We start from the raw sequence: 18,087 nt of genomic DNA on the forward strand, positions 1-18,087 counted from the left end.
GGACCTGAGACCTCGTTAGCTTAAAAATTTTCAGGTTATTCTCAGAAAACCCCAGCATTAAACACAGAATCTGATGGTTATATAAGACATGTCAGCGGAAAGCTGAACAGGAACAGCAGCAGTTCCCGATAATTGAACCCCTTTCTTCTTCTCTCTCTCCTTTCTCTCCCCGGCGGCCCGCACCGCCGGGGTTCTTTTTTATTCATGTGCCTGTGGAAGTGGCTTCCCCTTATCCGGTCAACTTTTCAGTTCCTTACGCTCATCCTCGGGAATGACGACTGGCCCAGCTTCTCAGCGGTATACTGGCAAACGAATCGGCAGGGAGGGCGATCTTATGGGGAAGAGCAGCGAGGAATACGATTTCTTTGATGGCGCTGAATACGAGGATGCGCCACAATCCCAGCGCAGACAACGGGCTAAGGGGCCGCATAGTTCCGGTCGCCGCGCTGCCAAGATCAAACTTGATAGCCCAGCTTCCAAAATACTGCGGCGATTGGCGCTGTTCACTGGCTTATTAGCCGTGGCTGCTTCCGCATCTTCCGCTGTGCATGAGATTGCTCCCTACGCCATCTCATTCCTCGTGAAGGTTCCCGGCCGCTACATCGCTGCAACCGCAGCAGTGCTCATAGGACTGACGCTAATGTTCGTGATTGGGGCCCGCACCACCATGCCGCGTAATTCCACTCACGGTGGTGTTGGCGGCGGTGGCATTGTGACCATCGTTCTGGCGGGTGCCTGCTTGGTGGTTGGCGTAGCCGTTGGTGTGCTATTCCCTCAAGGTCTGATTCTTCCGAACAATGACAAAGCGCCAGTGGAAAGCACTGCGCAGATGGAACAAGGTATTGAGCAGTCTGCCGGACAGTGTACGTCCGGTTGGCAAGGCTTGGATGCCGGAGGTCTTCCAGGGGTGAGCACTGTGCAAATGTGCACAGAGCCACGCATGGCCTTTGTATCTTTTGAATCAGAGGCGATGGCAGCAGTGGGCAAGGCACCCATCAAGGTGAAAATCGCCGAGCTGTTGAATCAATACTCTGATAATGAGAAAGCCCAAGGCGATTGGCGCCTGCTCAGTGGCAAGCGTTGGATGGTGTTCGGTGAGGCGGACAAGATGACCGCGTTGCAGCAGCAGTGGGGTGGCGATCTTGAGCCCATCACCGCGGCTGATGACTCAGCTGACGCGACAAGCTCTGATTCCGGTCAGTAAGACTCAGCAAGCTTTGTTGCAATGCCGGCAGCGCCGGTGATGTGACCGAAATCATGAATCGATAGGCGGCGCCTTGCCCTATTGCCCTTTACGATGGATTGGTATGAGCAATGAAGCAAATGCCGCTGGATTCGCATATGAGCCATTGGTTGGCCGCGAGTCCACAGAAGTGCCCGGCCATTTCGGAGACCCGTTGACGGTGGAGTGTAGCGTGACCTCGCGCGGCGGTTTTAATCAGCACCTGACGCATCCGCTATTTCTGTGCCTGCATGGGTGGGGTTCCAACGAGCAGGAGATGGCGGATATTATGCGTCTGATTGCTCCGTACAACGATTTCGTGGCATTGCGCGGACCGCTCACTTTGGCTGAAGCGTCGGCCGATTCTTTAGATCCCGGCAATTATGCGTGGTTGCATGGTTCGCTGCCCGTAGGTGAGGATCTTGACTATGATGCCTATGCTGCTGCTCGGGCTGTAGATTCATGGGTAGCGGCCAATATTCCTACCGACCGCGATATTGTGCCGCTCGGCTTCTCCCAAGGCGGATTGGTGGCCGTGCATTTGCTGCGTATAAACCCAGAGCGATACCGAGCTGTAATCAGCTTGTCTGGTTTTAACGCGCCCGGTCAGGTGCCCGGTACCGCACCTGCTGACGGCCGTCTCGCCGACTTGGACATTCCGGTGTTCTACACCTACGGCAAAAACGATGGCGTTGTGCCGAAATATGAGTTGTTCGCCACTGCCGCTTGGCTTGAGGAACATACATGGCTCAAAACCAAGAGCTACCACGGGCTCGACCATAACGTGAGTCTTGAGGAATTCGCCGATTTGCGCCAGTGGTTACTGGACAATGACATCACTTCCGGCGTGCTGTAGCCATACACTAGTGCCCGTGAATACAGGGGATGCCACCAACAATATTGAGCAGAATCATCTGGACGAGTCACCGCGCGGCCTCATCATCATGGCCGTGGTCGGTGTGGCTGTCGGCGTGCTCTCCGGCATGTTCGGCATCGGTGGCGGCACAGTGATCGTGCCCGCCTTGGTGTGGCTCGGGCTCACGCAGCGTCACGCAGCTGCGACCTCGATGATGGCCATTGTGCCCACCGCGGTTTCCGGTGTGATTTCGTATGCGTTTGAGAGTGACGTGGATTGGATAGTGGCGGCCATCGTATTCGCCGGCATGTTCGTGGGCGGGCAAATTGGCTCATGGCTACTATCCAAATTGCCGGAGCTGGTGCTGCGTTGGGCGTTCGTGGTATTCCTGCTGTTTGTGATGGTCAATCAGGCCATGTCGAATCCGTCGCGAGATTCGCGTATTGAACTTACGGTTGGCACTGTTGTCGGGCTGATTGTGTTCGGTGTTATTGCCGGTATATTGGCAGGATTACTGGGCATTGGCGGTGGCGCAATTTGCGTGCCGGCCTTGTCGATTCTGTTTGGCGCCAGCGATCTTATTGCTCGCGGTACTTCGCTGCTGGCCATGTTCCCCAATGCCATTACTACATCCGTGGCTAATGTGCGTAGGCGTATGGTGCATGTGAAGGCCGCGCTCATTATTGGTATTGTGGCCGCGCTGACTGCGCCGCTCGGCACATGGATTGCTTCCGCCGTGACACCACGCACTGGCGCAATCCTGTTCACCGCGTACTTGTGCGTGCTATTAGTGCGTTCCTTCTGGGTGGCGTTTAAGGCGACGCGACGGTGATGCAGGTTAGATGCCGGAATCGGCATCAACCTGCCGAGGCGTGTAGCAGACAGCCCGGTGGGCTGTCTGTAGCCGAGGGGAGCGGCTATGCCGCGACGGTCATGCAGGTTAGATGCCGGAATCGGCATCAACCTGCATGACATAGATGTTGCGCCTCAAGGTCTTGGCTTGGGCTCGGTTGATGTCACCGGCTTCGAGCATGTCTTGAATCACACCAAGTTCGATGGCATAGCTTTCCTTCTTGACCTCTTCAACCTGAGTAATCACGGCTGCGGAACCCCTCATATTCGGGCGGGCTTGCAGCGAAGCCTCGGCTCGTCGATAATCCAGAAGCAGCGCGGAGCAGTGCTCGGTGTTATAGGTGCTATTGCCCATTTCATCCACCAGGCGGTCAATCACATGATGAATCGCCTCAACCTGCAGTTCACGCGTGCGAGCAAAAATCTGGTCCTCGCTCACCAGCGGCGTAGTATGACGAATCTTGGAAATCGTGCGTTTCGCATAATTGCTCGCGCGACGCTGCAGCATGCGTGCACGTCCACGAATCTGAGACACCGCATGACCTGACGCCGGATTTGTGGACGTGTGACGCAGCGTATTCATAATCTGATCAAGCATGCGCTCGCAAGCTTCCACATTGAGTTCCTGAGTGGCGGCATCTGCGGCCGGATGTGCTTTATCCTCCGCTAGACGGTCGCGTACGAATTCCTTCTCCCAGTGCAGCGCTTCAATCTGCAGTTGCTCCAACCCTTGCGGATCGGAATCGCCATTGCGTTGCTTCAAACGGCTGATGCGCTTGGTGTACAAATCAATCACCATCAGCACAGCACGACGATTTTCCGGCGTAATGCGGCCGGTCAGCTCTTCTACGGTATTGCGCAGTACCTCAATCGTAATCGGAATCATTTCAGCGCTGGGATCTTTGCCGCGGTTCGGTGCCAGCAGCGGTAGCAGGAAGTTCGCCAAAACCAGCGTCAGAATAATCACGCCTGATGCGATGAAAATCAGTTCGTCACGCATCGGGAACACGGCACCGCCCGCAATGTAATACGGGATGGTAAACATCAAGGACAACGTAATAGTGCCTTTAGGCCCACCAAAGGTCATGACGGCTGCGGACCGCCAGCGTTCAAGAGTCATTTTGCGGCGTTTACCGGTGTTCATATCGCGGGCGATACGCAGCATGGCTGCTACCCAAATGAATCGCAGCACAATCACCACCGCGGTCACCAGAGCAATAATGCCGATAAGCAGCGTGTTATTGATGTAGGGATCAGACCAGCTGGCCGTCATCGCCTGCGGCAACTGCATACCAAGCAGAATAAACACGGCACCGTTGAGCGAGAAGCTCAGCACACCCCACACCGACGTGGACACAATATTCGTGCGCGCCACATTCGGGCCAACTCCAGTGCGATCGAATCGAATGAACAAGCCGGCTGCCACCACGGACAGAATGCCGGATACGCCGAATTCTTCCGCGCCCAAGTACAGCAGGAATGGCAGGAACAGTTCCATCAGAATACGCGTGGTAGTGGTTTCCCAACCAAGCGATCGCACGGTTTCGAATACCCAGTTAGCTATCGCAGCCACTACAAGACCAAAGACCGTGCCGCCGAAGAACGAAATCACGAATTCTCCAGCAGCCTGACCAATGGCGAATTCGCCAGTGAATGCAGCCGCTAACGCGAATTGGAAGCCCACGATACCGGACGCATCATTGAATAAGGATTCGCCTTTAAGCACGCCGCGCTGACGTTGAGTCAGTGAAGCTTCCTTGCCTAGGGAGCTGACAGCCACCGCATCGGTCGGGCCAAGCGCTGCGCCAAGTGCCAGTGCGGAAGCGAGTGAAATCACCGGCCAAACAGCGTGCAGAATAAAGCCGACTGCCACCATCGTCACAATTGCTAAGCCAATGGCCAGCGAAAGGCTTAATTTCAAAGTTTTCAGCAGAGCCGACTTATCGATTTCATGCGCTTCGAGATACAGCAACGGTGCAATGAACAGCACCATGAACAGCTCCGGGTTGAGTTGCGCGTCTGGGAAAAATGGAAGATATGCCACGAGTACGCCTAGTGCTATCTGCACGAGCGGCGTGGATACCTTCGGAATGAAACGACTGGCAAAAGAACTCACTACCACCGCTGCAATGATGCATAGGATGAGTTCGAATACTGCCATGACTGTCCTCTCTTCTTCGCCGGGCTTCGGCCAGTATAGAAAACTCATCGCTACAACACGTTAAGCCGTCCGCCGAAGTGGACAGCGCGTGTTTTGCGCGGCATACGCGTGGTTGCTGGGTATGTAGACTCGCAGTATGGCTTTGAGAGTGGCATATGAGGAAGCGATGCAGCAAACGATTGAGCTGGCGAAGCAGGCCGCGGCAGCCGGCGATGTACCGGTTGGTGCGGTGGTGCTGGATGCTTCAGGTGCGATTATCGGCCGCGGATACAACACCCGCGAAACCCACGGCGATCCGCTGGCTCATGCTGAAATTCTCGCGATGCGCGAGGCTGCGCAGTTCCGCGCGCAACAATCCGGTAATGCTGATGCGGCGACTGGTCATGCAACTCCTACGTCGGAACCTGCTACCGCAGTTGTTCGCGCATGGAATCTCGCTGATTGCACATTGGTGGTGACGCTCGAGCCTTGCCCGATGTGCGCGGGCGCTTGCGTCCAAACCCATATCGGCACGATTGTGTTTGGCGCGTGGGATGCCAAACTCGGCGCATGCGGTTCGGTGTGGGATATTCCGCGCGACCCGCATATCGGTCACACTCCTGAAGTGCATGGCGGCATTCTTGAGCGCGATTGTCAAGCTATTCTCACCGACTTCTTTGCCGCACGTCGCTGACCAAATACTTACGTGCCTCGGCCAACACGCAGCACCCAGTCAACATATTCGATTTTTCCTACCATCGAAGGCAGCAGTAATAATTCCATATTCCAGCAACGTCAAAGGAGACATAAGACCTATGGCCAAGAACGAAACGCTGACCTTCACCGGTATCTCGACAGACGGTACCGCGCTCACCGCCGTCTATCTTGCCCAGCCCACTGCCAATGTGGCAATCGGTCTGGTTTTTGCGGGCGATGAGCTGCCGCGCATTGTGCATTGGGGGCGTCCGCTCGCCAACCCTGAAACTCTGTTGGATTCTTATGACGCATTGAAGCCGCAGCGCGTCTCCGGCGCGCTCGACAACACCGCATGGCCGTCCGTGCTGCCAACTCAGGCGGAAAGCTGGATTGGTGAGCCGCGCGTGGTGTTGCGTCGTGCCGGCATCGAACTCTTTCCGAAGTTCACCGTCACCAGCATTGAGGCTGATGGTGTGCTCGACGCATCCCTTGATGCAGTTAGCGCTGAAAGCTACACGGATGTTACCGGTCACAGCCGTTCTACTGGCCCGATTCGTGTGCCGGGCGTGGTGGTGAGCGCTGAAGATCAGGAAAACGGGGTTGGTATTGAATGGCGATTGGAACTGCTCGATGGCGGTTTGGCTCGCCAAAAGGCGACCATCACCAATCTGGATACTCCAAAAGGTGCCGCAGACCCAACTGCAGCGAACCTTGAAATCGGCAAAATCGAACTTGGATTCCCTGTACCTGAACTTGCCGGCGAAATTCTTACCACTACCGGCCACCATCTGCGCGAACGTAGCCCGCAGCGCCAGCCGTTGACCATCGGCCGTTTTGAGAAGCCACAGCTTGCCGGTCGACCGGACTTCGACGCGTCCCTGTTGCTCACCGCAGGCGTGCCTGGTTTCGGTTTTGAACATGGTGAGGCCTACTCGGTGCATGTGGGCTGGAGCGGCAACTCTGTGCTCTCCGCCGAACGTCTGCCGTATACGCAGGGCATTATCGGCGGCGGCGAACTGCTCTTCGGCGGTGAGGTCACGCTGACTCCGCAGGGCGACGATAAGGGAGAGAGCTCCTATGCAACGCCGTGGCTGTTCGGCTCGTTCGGTGATGGCTTGAATGAGATTGCCGCGCGCTTCCACGCATATGTGCGCTCCCGTCATCCGCGTTTGTTCGCGAAGGGGCGCCCGGTGATTTTGAACACTTGGGAAGCCGTCTACTTCGACCACAACTTCGATACGCTCGCCGCGCTCGCCGACAAGGCTGCAGCCTCCGGCGTGGAACGATTTGTGGTGGATGACGGCTGGTTCGGCTCCCGCCGCGACGACACTTCCGGCCTCGGTGACTGGCAGATTTCCCAGGATGTCTGGCCTGATGGCGACAAGTCGTTGAAGGCGCTTGCCGACTATGTGCACGGTAAGGGCATGCAGTTCGGCCTCTGGTTCGAACCGGAAATGGTGAACATCGATTCCGATGTGGTGCGTGCGCACCCCGATTGGATTCTCTCGCCCACGGCCGGCCGCCTGCCGATGCAGGGGCGCAGCCAGCAGGTGCTCGACCTGACCAACCCTGATGCGTTTGACTATGTATTCAACGCGATGGATTCGCTGGTGGGCGAGCTCAAGATTGACTACATTAAGTGGGATCACAACAAGCTGGTCACTGAGCCTGGTTCCCGCTACTCCGGTCGTCCGGCCGTGCATGCGCAGACCTTGGCTGTGTATGAGATCTTCAAGGGATTGAAGCTCAATCATCCGGGTCTGGAAATCGAAAGCTGCTCGTCTGGTGGCGGCCGCGTGGACCTCGGTATTTTGGAATATGCCGACCGTATTTGGGCATCCGACTGCGTGGACCCGGTGGAGCGTGCTGATATTCAGCGGTACACGTCACTGCTGGTGCCGCCAGCCATGATGGGTGAGCATGTGGGTGCCAGCCCGGCACATTCCACGCAGCGCGCTACCAGCCAGGAGCTGCGCATGGCGATGGCGTTCTTCGGCCACATGGGTATCGAATGGAATTTGCTCAAGGAGCCTGAAGATGCGCTCGCCAAGCTCGCCGTATGGGTGGCCGAATTCAAGAAGCATCGCGACTGGTTTGCTATCGACACCTGCGTGCATGCGGATGCCAACGATCCGGCCGTGCGTCTGGATGGCATGGTGATGCCGAGCCGTGATGCGGCGATTTACCGCTTCACGCAGCTGACCACTGGTCAGACTTATCCGGCTGCTCCGGTGCGTCTGCCTGGCCTTGACCCGGACCGCCGTTACCGTGTGAGCCCGCTGGACCCGAGCCTTGACCTGATTGGTCTTGGCAATGGCCAGAGCACGCTCGGCTGGTGGAATGAAGACGGTGTGGTGATGACTGGCGAAGCCTTGCAGCGCTACGGCATCCGTCCGCCGTCCCTCCACCCCCAGCAGGCCGTCCTGTTCAAGGCCGTGGCGTTAAGCTGACAATCCAGTGGATTGTCAGCAGCCGCGGCCCGAGTGAGGCGATAGCCGAATGAGGGTAGGTTGAGTCTCGCCTGTGGCGAGTCCGTAATTGCAGGACTGTAGCTGAGTAATCAGCCGATATGTTTGACGATGACGCGACTGGCGGCGGCTTTGGCCCACAGCTGCCAGTCGTGATTCACTATCGTGAACTTTACCGGCTGGGTTTGGCTATGCCGGTAATACCGAATGCCATCACGCAGCGAATCAGTACCGAGTTTCGCCAAAAACGCGGATTCTCCGGCGATCATCACATGCCCCGGCATCGCGATATTCGCCACCATCGCCACTAGAGCGCCCAAGCGGAAACAGGTGCGATGCACCAGCTGCGTAGCCTGCGGCACTCGGGCTCGAGCATCACGGGCAAAGTCCTCGAACGTTACCGGCTTGCCCACAATCGCGGAATACTGTTCAGCAATCGAGTCATCAGTCAAACACTGCGAACAGCCGATATGCCCGCTTATGCAGCGCGGGCCTTCCGGATCGACCAACACATGGCCCACCAGACCATAGCTTTTATCCGGGTAGCTTACCGGCTCACCGTGCACAGCCAGCGAATAGCCCACGCCAATGCCAATGGTCACCACGGCGAACATATCCAAGCCAACGCCCGGGCCAAACCAAGAGGCATCCACCAGCAGGGAATCAATATCATTAAAGACGCCGCATGGCAGGCCAGTCTCGCGGCCGACCATAGCGCCTAAGTCAGTCGGGCCATCCCAGTGCAGGAATGGCGCAAACGTCACCACAGAATCATTCACCACATGACCGCCCACAGCCACGCCTACCGCAGTAGGGGAGGGCAATCCCGCAGTCGCAACATCCTCTGAACAGGCGGCAGCCAGTTGAGCAATCGCAGTAGCCACATATTCCGGCGACTGATCATCACCAATCGGCAGCTCATGACGGTCGGAAACCACCTCGCCATGAGCGTTCACCGCGGCGGACACAATCGAAGTGCCGTGCACCTTCACGCCCACGAACGTGCGTGCATTGGCACACAGCACCAGCGAAGTCTGCGGGCGGCCGCGCCTATCCGAGCTCTCCTTCGGCGTGAATCGCTCCGGCAGCTTGCCGGTAAGCCCAGCGGTCGCGCTCGCCGGCAACTCCTCAATCACCCCTGCATAAATCAGATCACTGGTGATTCTGGACAGTGCACCTTGACTCAACCCCAGCATCTGCGCCAACGTGGTGCGTGCAATCGGACCGTACTGCGCCACGGCGGCAGCTACGCGATGCGTATGTTCAGAACCAGAAAACCATTGTGGAATCGCATTGGAATCAGCCAACCTATGCCCCTTTGCGAATAATTAATTGCGTTAATCACAAAATAGCGCGTTTTTACTTTCCAGCGCAAGCAGGCTCGCAGGCGCTGGGAATGAAAACCCAAAATCGTTACCTTTGAGGGTGGAGGAATTGCCACCGGCATTGGAGCCAGTGGTGGAAGGAAAGACAAAGGAGTCAGCAATGCTGTCAGATTCCCTGTACCCAACTTCCAGACTGAAGCGTTTAGGCGTGCGTGTGGCCGCAACGGTGTGCGCGCTCGCTGTGGGCTTCGGCCTGGCCGGCTGCGGTTCAAGCACCGCAGGAACCGTCACTCTCGACTTCTTCCAGTTCAAGTCCGAGGCCGCAGACACGTTCAAGGCCATCGTTCAGGACTTTGAGAAGCAGAACCCGACCATCAAGGTCAACATCAACAACTCCGCCAACGCCCAAACCGATCTGCGCACCCGCTTCGTGAAGAACCGTGTGCCGGACGTCATCACCTTCAACGGCGATATCAGCTTCGGTATGTTCGCCGCATCCGGCGTTTTCTATGATTTCACCGATGAGCCGATCGTGGACACGCTCAACCCCGGCATGGTGAATATCGCCAAGAACCTTGTGCAGACCACCGACCCAGCCAAGAAGCGTCTGTATGGTCTGCCATTCGCCGGCAACGCCTCCGGCTACATCTACAACAAGGACCTGTTCAAGCAGGTCGGCCTCGACCCGGAGAACCCGCCGACCACTTGGAGCGAGTTTACGGACATGCTCAACACGTTCAAGGCCGCTGGCATCAACCCGCTGCAGGGGTCCGTGGCCGACGCTTGGACCACGCAGGCTCCGCTCGCCTCGCTCGCCGGCACTCTGGTTCCTGAAACCAAGTACACCGAGCTGAAGCAAGGCAAGACCACCTTCCAGGAACTGTGGAAGACCACGGTTGAGAAGGAAGCCGAACTCTTCACCTACTCCACTGAAGACACCGGCGTCACCTACCAGCAGGGTACGCAGAGCTTCGCGCAGGGCAAGGCCGCAATCATTCCGCTCGGTACCTACGCGATTCCGCAGATCTTGCTCATCAACAAAGACATCAACCTTGGCTTTGCGCAGATGCCAGCCACCGATGACGCCAGTGAACAGATCCTGACCGCAGGCGATGACGTGATGCTCACCATCGGCGCCAACACCAAGCACAAGGAAGAGGCGATGAAGCTCGTGGAATTCATGATGCAGAAGGAGCAGCTGGATTCCTACGCTGACGCCCAGTCCGCCATCACCCCGCTCAAGGACACCTACTTCGGCAACGATGCGCTGGAAACCGTGCGTCCGTTCTTCGAGGAGAACCGACTGGCTGACTTCTGCGACCATTACATCCCCTCATCCATCAACATTGGCGGCTATCTGCAGACAATGGTGACCTCCGGCAACACTGACCGATTCCTGAACCAGATGCAGGCCGAATGGGACAAGGTCCAAGCCAGGACCTTCGAGTGACGAGTAGGAGAGGAGAGTAATCATGTCTAATGCAACCGTTGCAAAGCCCGCCAAAAAGAAGGTAGACACCTTCTCCAAGCGCAAGGTGGATCCGGCTTACTACTGGATGGCCGTACCCGCCGCCATCATCTTCGCCTTCTTCCTGTACCTGCCATTCGTGGATGGTGTGAAGTACTCCTTCACCAACTCCCAAGGCTACGGCGACTACAAGTTCATCGGATTCAAGAACTACATCGCCCTGTTCCAAGACAATCGCGTAGGCCACGCCTATCTGTTCACACTGCTTATCGCAGTGGCCATCACCGTGCTTATCAACGTGATCGCGTTGTTCCTCTCAGTGCTGCTGAACTCCAAGATTGCCTTCAAGAACGGCTTCCGCGCGATCTTCTTCGTGCCCTACACCCTCTCCGTGCTGGTCATCGGCTACGTGTTCAAGTACATCTTCATGAATCCGCTGCCAGAACTCGGCAAGGCACTTGGCATCGAATGGCTGTCCACTTCGCTCTTGACTAACGAGGAACTGAGCTGGATTCCGATTGTCTTCCTCGCCGTGTGGCAGGGCGTGGCCTACTCTGTGCTGATTTACCTCGCCGGTCTGCAGACCATCGACGATGAGATCTACGAAGCCGCGGCCATCGACGGCGTCAACGCATGGCAGAAGTTCTGGAAGATCACCTTCCCGCTGATTGGACCGTTCTTCACCATCAACCTTGTGCTCTCCATGAAGAACGCGCTTGGCACCTTCGACCAGGTGGTGGCGTTGACCGACGGCGGCCCGAACTCGGCCACGGAAACGGTCACCTACCTCATCTGGAAGGGTGGTCTGACCGGTGGCGAATACGCTTACCAGACCGCTAACGCCGTGCTCTTCTTCATCGTTCTGGCCATCATCGCCTTCATTCAGCTGCGCATCTCCCGCAGCCAGGAACAGATCTGATTTCCCGGGAGAGGATTCAATATGACTACTGCAACCGTTACTTCGTCTCCTAAGTCCGGGTTCCGTAAGGACCACAACATCAATTGGTGGCTGACCGCAGCCGTGGCTGTGCTTTCGCTGACGATTCTGGTGCCGCTGTACTTCACCGTCGTCACCGCGCTGAAGACTCCGGCCGAAGCCGGCACGTTCGCGCTACCGACTTCGTGGGAGTGGCATAACTTTGCCGATGCTTCCGCCAAAGTCAACTATCCGAAGGCCGCGCTCAACTCCGCAATCATCACGGTTGCCGCCGTGGTGCTCACACTCCTAACCAACACCTTCGTGGCCTACGCGGTGGCTCGCAATATGGATAAGCGCTTCTTCCGCTTCCTGTATTACTTCTTCATCGCAGCCATGTTCGTGCCGTTCCCGGTTGTCATGCTGCCTATCGCCAAGCAGATGGGCTCCCTGCATTTGGACAATCAGATCGGTCTGATCATCCTGTACACCGTGCTCGGTCTCGGCACCAACCTGTTCATCGCGACCGGCTTCATCCGTTCGATTCCGGTCTCGCTGGAAGAGGCGGCGCGCATCGATGGCGCATCCACTTGGCGCATCTTCTGGACCATCATCTTCCCGCTGATGAGCCCAATCAACGCCACCATCGCCATCCTGACCGCACTGTGGGCGTGGAACGACTTCCTCCTGCCGTTGATCGTGCTGACGGACCAGTCGAACCAGACCATCCCGCTGGCACAGTACGTCTTCAGCTCGCAGTTCGCCACCAACTATCCGATGGCCTTCTCCAGCTACTTGATGGCCATGGCCCCGATCCTCGTCGTCTACATCTTCGCCCAAAAGTGGGTCGTCGGTGGAGTCATGAGGGGCGCTGTTAAGTAATTGCAGCGCGGGCGCTGCAATTACTTAACAGCGCCGAGCGAGACGAGCCGATTAAGAAAACAGCCCCGGTGGGCTGTTTTCCGGCTCGGGCGGCCGGCAGGCCGCGTACTCGCGAGGTAACACTGAGTCTCGCCGCAGGCGAGTCCGTAATTGCAGGACGCCGTCAAATAATTACTTTCCGGCACGCCCGATGAACAGCCCGATGGGAATAAAACCATCGGGCTGTTTCAATAATTACCAAGCAGTAATAATCAACGATGATTGATGAGAAAGGTCGCAGCGATGACTAACGAACAGCGCATCGAGGTTCCCGACTCCGTTCGCACCAACGGTGCAACTCCGAATCCGTGGTGGTCCAATGCCGTGGTGTATCAGGTGTACCCGCGTTCCTTCCAGGACACCAACGGTGACGGTCTGGGTGATATCAAGGGCATTACCTCTCGCCTCGACTATTTGGCCGATCTTGGCGTCGATGTGGTTTGGCTCTCCCCGGTTTACAAGTCCCCGCAGGACGATAACGGTTACGATATCTCCGATTATCAGGACATCGACCCGTTGTTTGGCTCCCTCGAAGACATGGACGAGCTGCTGGCCGAAGCCCACAAGCGTGGCCTGAAGATTGTGATGGATTTGGTCGTGAACCACACCTCTGACGAGCACGCATGGTTCCAGGCTTCCAAGGACAAGAACGATCCGCACGCCGACTGGTACTGGTGGCGTCCTGCTCGCCCGGGTTTCGAACCTGGCACTCCGGGTGCCGAACCGAACCAGTGGGGCTCCTACTTCGGTGGCTCCGCATGGGAGTACTGCCCGGAGCGCGGCGAATACTTCTTCCACCAGTATTCCAAGAAACAGCCTGACCTGAACTGGGAGAATCCAGCCGTACGTCACGCCGTGTACGACATGATGAACTGGTGGATGGATCGCGGCATCGACGGCTTCCGTATGGACGTCATCACCCAGATTTCCAAGACCATCGACAAGAACGGCAAGCTGCCGGGTGAACCGGGTTCTGAAATTGAGGATTATCCGGTCGGCCCGGAGGGCTATTCCTCCCCGTTCCCGTGGTGCTCGGACGGCCCGCGCGTGGATGAATTCCTCGCCGAAATGCGTCGCGAAGTCTTCGAAAAGCGCGAAGGCTACATGAACGTTGGCGAGGCTCCTGGCGTAGTTCCGGCTCGCAACGAGCACATCACCGATCCGGCCAACCGTGAGTTGGATATGCTGTTCCTCTTCGACCATGTAGGCGTTGATCAGAAGCCGACCTCCAAGTGGGATGTTGTGCCGTTCGAGGTCAAGAACTTGCGCGAGAAGATGGCCGGTCAGCAGGAAGCAGTAAAGAACGCCGGCTGGGCTAGCCTGTTCTTCTGCAACCATGACCAGCCGCGCGTGGTCTCCCGTTGGGGCGACGACACCACCGAGGAGAACCGTGTGCTGTCCGCCAAGGCCTTCGGTCTGCTGCTCCACATGCACCGCGGCACCCCATACATCTACCAGGGCGAAGAGCTCGGTATGACCGGCGCACACTTCAAGAGCCTCGACCAGTATCGCGATCTGGAGTCGCTCAACGCTTTCCGCCAGCGCGTAGAGGAAGCCAAGATTCAGACGCCTGAATCGATGATGGACGCCCTTGAGCTCATCGGCCGCGATAATGCGCGCACCCCGATGCAGTGGGATGGCTCGAAGTACGCCGGCTTCACCTCACCGGATGCCGCCACCGAACCGTGGATTTCCGTGAACCCGAACCATGCGGAGATCAACGCCGCCAGCGAATTCGATGATCCGAGCTCTGTGTATTCGTTCTACAAGCAGCTCATCGCACTGCGCCATGAGAAGGCAGTCGTTGCAGCTGGCGAATGGAACCTCATTGATTCGAATGACGAGCATGTGTACGCGTTCACCCGCACTCTGGGCCATGATCGTTTGCTGGTGGTGGTCAACCTGTCTGGCCGCACGGTTGATTTGCCGCATGACGCCAAGGAACTGGTTGCCGCTGGCGTCACCGAGCCGGACGTGCTGATTAGCAACTACGATGCCAGCCATACGGTCGTCTCCCTCGCCAACAGCGAGCTTGACCCGTGGGAGGCTGCTGTAATCCAGCTGTAATGCCACAAATGAGCGCTTGTTGAGACGGCGGACCGTTCCTAACGGCCCGCCGTTTTACAATATCGAGCATGGAACAAAAGGATGTTTTAAAGGCGCTGCAACGTGATCACGCAGCGGAACTGAAGCTCGCTGCCGAACGACTCAAGGGCACAGCCCGCCACACGGAGATTATTCCTTCTCCAGCATTGAGCGAAATGACCGGTCATGAGATTCTGCTGAAGCCCGAAAACCTTCAGGTCACTGGATCATTCAAGATTCGTGGCGCCTACAACAAGATTGCATCCCTTTCCGAAGAACAGCTTTCCCACGGTATCGTCACCGCCTCCGCTGGCAACCATGCTCAAGGCGTTGCCTATGCCGCTCGCGAACGTGGTGCCAAGGCCACTATCTGCATGCCGCAAATCACTCCGCCGCTCAAGGTGGACGCCACCAAGGCCTACGGCGCTGACGTTGTGCTCTACGGTGATGTATTCGATGAAGCCGCGGCTCACGCCGCTGAGCTCGCCAAAACCGAAGGCATGATTTACGTGCCGCCGTTCGACGACTATGAGGTCATCTGCGGTCAGGGCACCATCGGTCTGGAAATTCTCGAGGATGTGCCGAACGTCACCGACGTGGTCGTGCCGCTTGGCGGCGGTGGACTTGGTGCCGGCGTTGCGCTCGCCATCAAGACCTTCAGACCGGAAGTGCGCGTGATTGGCGCTATTCCGGAAGGTAGCCCTGCATGGAAGAACTCGTTTGCGGCCGGCCGCGTCACCGAAGCCGATCAGGTGATTACTTCGGCTGAGGGTGTCGCCGTCAAGCATCCGGGCGATTTGCCGTACGCGCTGCTCAATGAATTCCTTGATGATCTCGTCACCGTCACCGAGCGTGACATCAACGAGATGATTCTGCTCATGCTCGAAAAGCACAAGCTTGTGGTTGAGGCTGCCGGTGCAGTTTCGCTGGCCGCTCTGGAACATCTGAATCTACGCTCCCGCAAGTTCGCGGCCGCAGAAGGCCCGCATGTGGTGGTGCCGATTATGTCCGGCGGCAATATTGATACCGTGACGATGGGTGCCGTGATTCAGAAGGGCATGATTGCCCGCGGCCGCATTATGAACTTTGAAGTTGAGCTTCCGGATACGCCAGGTCAGCTCGTCAAGGTCGCCACTTTGCTTGCCAAGGAACGTGCGAACGTGATTGCCCTCGATCACGATCAGTTCAAGGCGTCCGGCCACTACACGAATGCGGTGTCGCTCGGCGTCACGGTTGAGACCAATGGCCCGGACCACATCGACCGCATTCTTGCAGCGCTCAAGGAAGCCGGCTTCCAGCCCAAGCGCATTTACTGATACATATTTGCGGATGGTGCGCAGACCGCGAAGGGCTGTGGCATGATGTTCCCGACACGCTCAAGGCCGTTCGGCCAAGCTTACGGTCGGGGACATCATGCCACAGCCCTTCGCTTTACTCCGTGAATAGTATGTTCGCTATAACGTTGACGCGAATCGATTATTCTGCCGCCGCGATCGTTTCATCCACCAGCTCGGGCAGTGCGGTGGCAATGTCTTCGTGAATTAGTCGCGTGGCTAAACGGTCATACTGCGTGCGTCCCATATTCATAATGGTGATTGGTACGCCGGCTTGCGCGGCGACTGGCACAATGCTTGCTGCAGGGTACACCTCCAATGTGGAGCCGATAACCCACAGTTCGTCGGCCTTAGTGGCTCGATCGTAGGACTTTTCCATTGCGCCATCGGGTAATGCTTCGCCGAAATACACCACATCCGTTTTGATGATGCCGTTGCATGGCATATCGCCGCGGTACTTGAGCTTGCGATGACAATGCGGATCGGGTTCCTCATCCAGCCGTGCCATGATGTCGGCCGTATTGTACTTTTGGTGGCACTTCATGCAATGCGAGGTGCCGATGGTGCCATGCAGATTCACGATAATATCTGGGCTGTTGCCGGCTTTTTCGTGCAGAGCATCGAAGTTCTGCGTAGCCAGCAAAGTCAGCATGCCTGCCTGTTCCAGCTTGACTAATGCTTTATGCGCAGCGCCTGGCTGGGCATTCCACACTGGTGACTCTTTCTGCCAGCGCCAGGAATATTCGCGATCCTCTTTATTGTTCATGAACAAATCAATGTCATACACACTGGTTTGTTCAGGGTGCTTGGTCCAAACACCATCCGGTCCGCGGAAGTCAGGGATACCGGCTGAGGTTGAGATGCCGGCACCAGTTAATACAGCAATCTTCTTAGTCATAAATATAGGTATACCCGGCTTCGATGAACGAGAGGTGATGATTGTTGCAGGCGATTGTGCTCAGATTTTCGCTAATCGTGTCTCATATTTCTGGATTTGTTTAAGTGCAAGACATGTTTGAAGCGTATGTTGTGCGTAGCAGAGCAAAAAAAGATCGAAAATCGGCTCTGTGCGACACGCCGAGGGAGGCGCGCTATGATGCCGTTTCCCAGGGTTTTTCGCGCCCTGATTTGCGTTGTTGTTTGGGTTCGTGTAGGTTATTCATCTGTTGCCGCTCGGCACGGCGGGCTTCCGTTCCTGATGGTTTCGGGGCTGGTTTGCCGGTGTGGTGGTGGTTTGAGAACTCAAGAGCGTGTTTGTACTACTTCTTTATAGTCAATGATTGCCAGCTTGTCTCGTGCCTGACTGTTTTTGTCGGTTGGGTCCTTGGTTGGTTGAAACGGGATGAGGTTTTTGTGAGTGTGTCCTTTTCCTTAAAAGGATTGCTCGTCAATTTTTTGTTTTGAGAGTCATCTATTCGATGTCTTTCCGCATTAATTTTTTTTGTGGAGGGTTCGATTCTGGCTCAGGATGAACGCTGGCGGCGTGCTTAACACATGCAAGTCGAACGGGATCCATCAGCTTGCTGGTGGTGAGAGTGGCGAACGGGTGAGTAATGCGTGACCGACCTGCCCCATGCTCCGGAATAGCTCCTGGAAACGGGTGGTAATGCCGGATGTTCCAGTTGATCGCATGGTCTTCTGGGAAAGCTTTTGCGGCGTGGGATGGGGTCGCGTCCTATCAGCTTGACGGCGGGGTAACGGCCCACCGTGGCTTCGACGGGTAGCCGGCCTGAGAGGGCGACCGGCCACATTGGGACTGAGATACGGCCCAGACTCCTACGGGAGGCAGCAGTGGGGAATATTG

The 18,087-nt window shown here is 56.8% G+C and carries 13 protein-coding genes and 1 rRNA gene; 11 read left to right on the plus strand and 3 right to left on the minus strand.

Annotated features, from left to right (window positions below; genetic code table 11):
* Positions 1-334 precede the first annotated feature (334 nt).
* The 3 genes from Tam1G_RS09515 (at position 335) to Tam1G_RS09525 (ending at position 2,910) form a co-directional block, all read left to right on the plus strand.
* A complete protein-coding gene (locus Tam1G_RS09515) occupies positions 335-1,204 on the plus strand; it encodes a hypothetical protein (protein ID WP_033889471.1) in 870 nt (289 codons plus the stop codon).
* Positions 1,205-1,307: 103 nt separating this feature from the next.
* Positions 1,308-2,078, plus strand: coding sequence for an alpha/beta hydrolase (locus tag Tam1G_RS09520; RefSeq protein ID WP_033889472.1), 771 nt, complete (start codon positions 1,308-1,310; stop codon positions 2,076-2,078).
* Positions 2,079-2,166: 88 nt separating this feature from the next.
* Positions 2,167-2,910: a sulfite exporter TauE/SafE family protein gene (locus tag Tam1G_RS09525; RefSeq protein ID WP_051917229.1), complete on the plus strand. Its 744-nt coding sequence runs from the start codon at positions 2,167-2,169 to the stop codon at positions 2,908-2,910.
* 108 nt (positions 2,911-3,018) lie between these two features.
* On the opposite strand, the gene Tam1G_RS09530 is transcribed toward Tam1G_RS09525, so the two are convergent.
* A complete protein-coding gene (locus tag Tam1G_RS09530) occupies positions 3,019-5,091 on the minus strand; it encodes a cation:proton antiporter (RefSeq protein WP_033889473.1) in 2,073 nt (690 codons plus the stop codon).
* A 136-nt stretch (positions 5,092-5,227) separates the two neighbouring features.
* On the opposite strand from Tam1G_RS09530, the gene Tam1G_RS09535 reads away from it, so the two are divergent.
* Together Tam1G_RS09535 and Tam1G_RS09540 are read left to right on the plus strand one after the other, a co-directional pair.
* Complete coding sequence (locus Tam1G_RS09535; protein ID WP_101626340.1) at positions 5,228-5,764, plus strand: nucleoside deaminase; 537 nt, start codon at positions 5,228-5,230, stop codon at positions 5,762-5,764.
* A gap of 121 nt (positions 5,765-5,885) precedes the next feature.
* The gene (locus Tam1G_RS09540) at positions 5,886-8,216 is read left to right on the plus strand and encodes an alpha-galactosidase (protein ID WP_101626341.1); all 2,331 of its coding nucleotides are present in this window, start codon (positions 5,886-5,888) and stop codon (positions 8,214-8,216) included.
* A gap of 110 nt (positions 8,217-8,326) precedes the next feature.
* On the opposite strand, the gene Tam1G_RS09545 is transcribed toward Tam1G_RS09540, so the two are convergent.
* Positions 8,327-9,541 carry an ROK family protein gene (locus tag Tam1G_RS09545; protein WP_101626342.1) on the minus strand — a complete coding sequence of 405 codons (1,215 nt, stop codon included), beginning with the start codon at positions 9,539-9,541 and terminating at the stop codon, positions 8,327-8,329.
* Positions 9,542-9,719: 178 nt separating this feature from the next.
* On the opposite strand from Tam1G_RS09545, the gene Tam1G_RS09550 reads away from it, so the two are divergent.
* The 5 genes from Tam1G_RS09550 (at position 9,720) to ilvA (ending at position 16,265) form a co-directional block, all read left to right on the plus strand.
* On the plus strand, positions 9,720-11,009 hold the full coding sequence (locus Tam1G_RS09550) for an ABC transporter substrate-binding protein (protein ID WP_101626343.1): 1,290 nt from the start codon (positions 9,720-9,722) through the stop codon (positions 11,007-11,009).
* Positions 11,010-11,031: 22 nt separating this feature from the next.
* Positions 11,032-11,946, plus strand: a complete 915-nt coding sequence (locus tag Tam1G_RS09555; RefSeq protein WP_101626344.1) for a carbohydrate ABC transporter permease — start codon at positions 11,032-11,034, stop codon at positions 11,944-11,946.
* A 21-nt stretch (positions 11,947-11,967) separates the two neighbouring features.
* Positions 11,968-12,825 carry a carbohydrate ABC transporter permease gene (locus Tam1G_RS09560; RefSeq protein WP_101626345.1) on the plus strand — a complete coding sequence of 286 codons (858 nt, stop codon included), beginning with the start codon at positions 11,968-11,970 and terminating at the stop codon, positions 12,823-12,825.
* Positions 12,826-13,107: 282 nt separating this feature from the next.
* Positions 13,108-14,931 carry an alpha-glucosidase gene (locus Tam1G_RS09565; RefSeq protein WP_033889484.1) on the plus strand — a complete coding sequence of 608 codons (1,824 nt, stop codon included), beginning with the start codon at positions 13,108-13,110 and terminating at the stop codon, positions 14,929-14,931.
* Positions 14,932-14,999: 68 nt separating this feature from the next.
* Entirely contained in the window at positions 15,000-16,265 is a 1,266-nt protein-coding gene (ilvA, locus tag Tam1G_RS09570; protein ID WP_033889486.1) for a threonine ammonia-lyase, read from the plus strand.
* Positions 16,266-16,425: 160 nt separating this feature from the next.
* Here ilvA and Tam1G_RS09575 read toward each other — a convergent pair whose 3' ends face one another.
* Positions 16,426-17,181 carry a Sir2 family NAD-dependent protein deacetylase gene (locus Tam1G_RS09575; protein ID WP_033889487.1) on the minus strand — a complete coding sequence of 252 codons (756 nt, stop codon included), beginning with the start codon at positions 17,179-17,181 and terminating at the stop codon, positions 16,426-16,428.
* Positions 17,182-17,723: 542 nt separating this feature from the next.
* Between Tam1G_RS09575 and Tam1G_RS09585 the strand changes: the two genes are divergently transcribed.
* Positions 17,724-18,087 (plus strand): 16S ribosomal RNA (locus Tam1G_RS09585); the annotation flags it as partial.

Origin of the sequence: Bifidobacterium imperatoris (assembly GCF_002860405.1) — a bacterium.
GTDB lineage: Bacteria > Actinomycetota > Actinomycetes > Actinomycetales > Bifidobacteriaceae > Bifidobacterium > Bifidobacterium imperatoris.

What these genes read in the sequence shown, in the direction of transcription:
- Tam1G_RS09515 (WP_033889471.1), top strand. Translation starts at nt 335, where the DNA reads ATGGGGAAGAGCAGCGAGGAATACGATTTCTTTGATGGCGCTGAATAC.
- Tam1G_RS09520 (WP_033889472.1), top strand. Translation starts at nt 1,308, where the DNA reads ATGAGCAATGAAGCAAATGCCGCTGGATTCGCATATGAGCCATTGGTT.
- Tam1G_RS09525 (WP_051917229.1), top strand. Translation starts at nt 2,167, where the DNA reads ATGGCCGTGGTCGGTGTGGCTGTCGGCGTGCTCTCCGGCATGTTCGGC.
- Tam1G_RS09530 (WP_033889473.1), bottom strand. Translation starts at nt 5,091, where the DNA reads ATGGCAGTATTCGAACTCATCCTATGCATCATTGCAGCGGTGGTAGTG.
- Tam1G_RS09535 (WP_101626340.1), top strand. Translation starts at nt 5,228, where the DNA reads ATGGCTTTGAGAGTGGCATATGAGGAAGCGATGCAGCAAACGATTGAG.
- Tam1G_RS09540 (WP_101626341.1), top strand. Translation starts at nt 5,886, where the DNA reads ATGGCCAAGAACGAAACGCTGACCTTCACCGGTATCTCGACAGACGGT.
- Tam1G_RS09550 (WP_101626343.1), top strand. Translation starts at nt 9,720, where the DNA reads ATGCTGTCAGATTCCCTGTACCCAACTTCCAGACTGAAGCGTTTAGGC.
- Tam1G_RS09555 (WP_101626344.1), top strand. Translation starts at nt 11,032, where the DNA reads ATGTCTAATGCAACCGTTGCAAAGCCCGCCAAAAAGAAGGTAGACACC.
- Tam1G_RS09560 (WP_101626345.1), top strand. Translation starts at nt 11,968, where the DNA reads ATGACTACTGCAACCGTTACTTCGTCTCCTAAGTCCGGGTTCCGTAAG.
- Tam1G_RS09565 (WP_033889484.1), top strand. Translation starts at nt 13,108, where the DNA reads ATGACTAACGAACAGCGCATCGAGGTTCCCGACTCCGTTCGCACCAAC.
- ilvA (WP_033889486.1), top strand. Translation starts at nt 15,000, where the DNA reads ATGGAACAAAAGGATGTTTTAAAGGCGCTGCAACGTGATCACGCAGCG.
- Tam1G_RS09575 (WP_033889487.1), bottom strand. Translation starts at nt 17,181, where the DNA reads ATGACTAAGAAGATTGCTGTATTAACTGGTGCCGGCATCTCAACCTCA.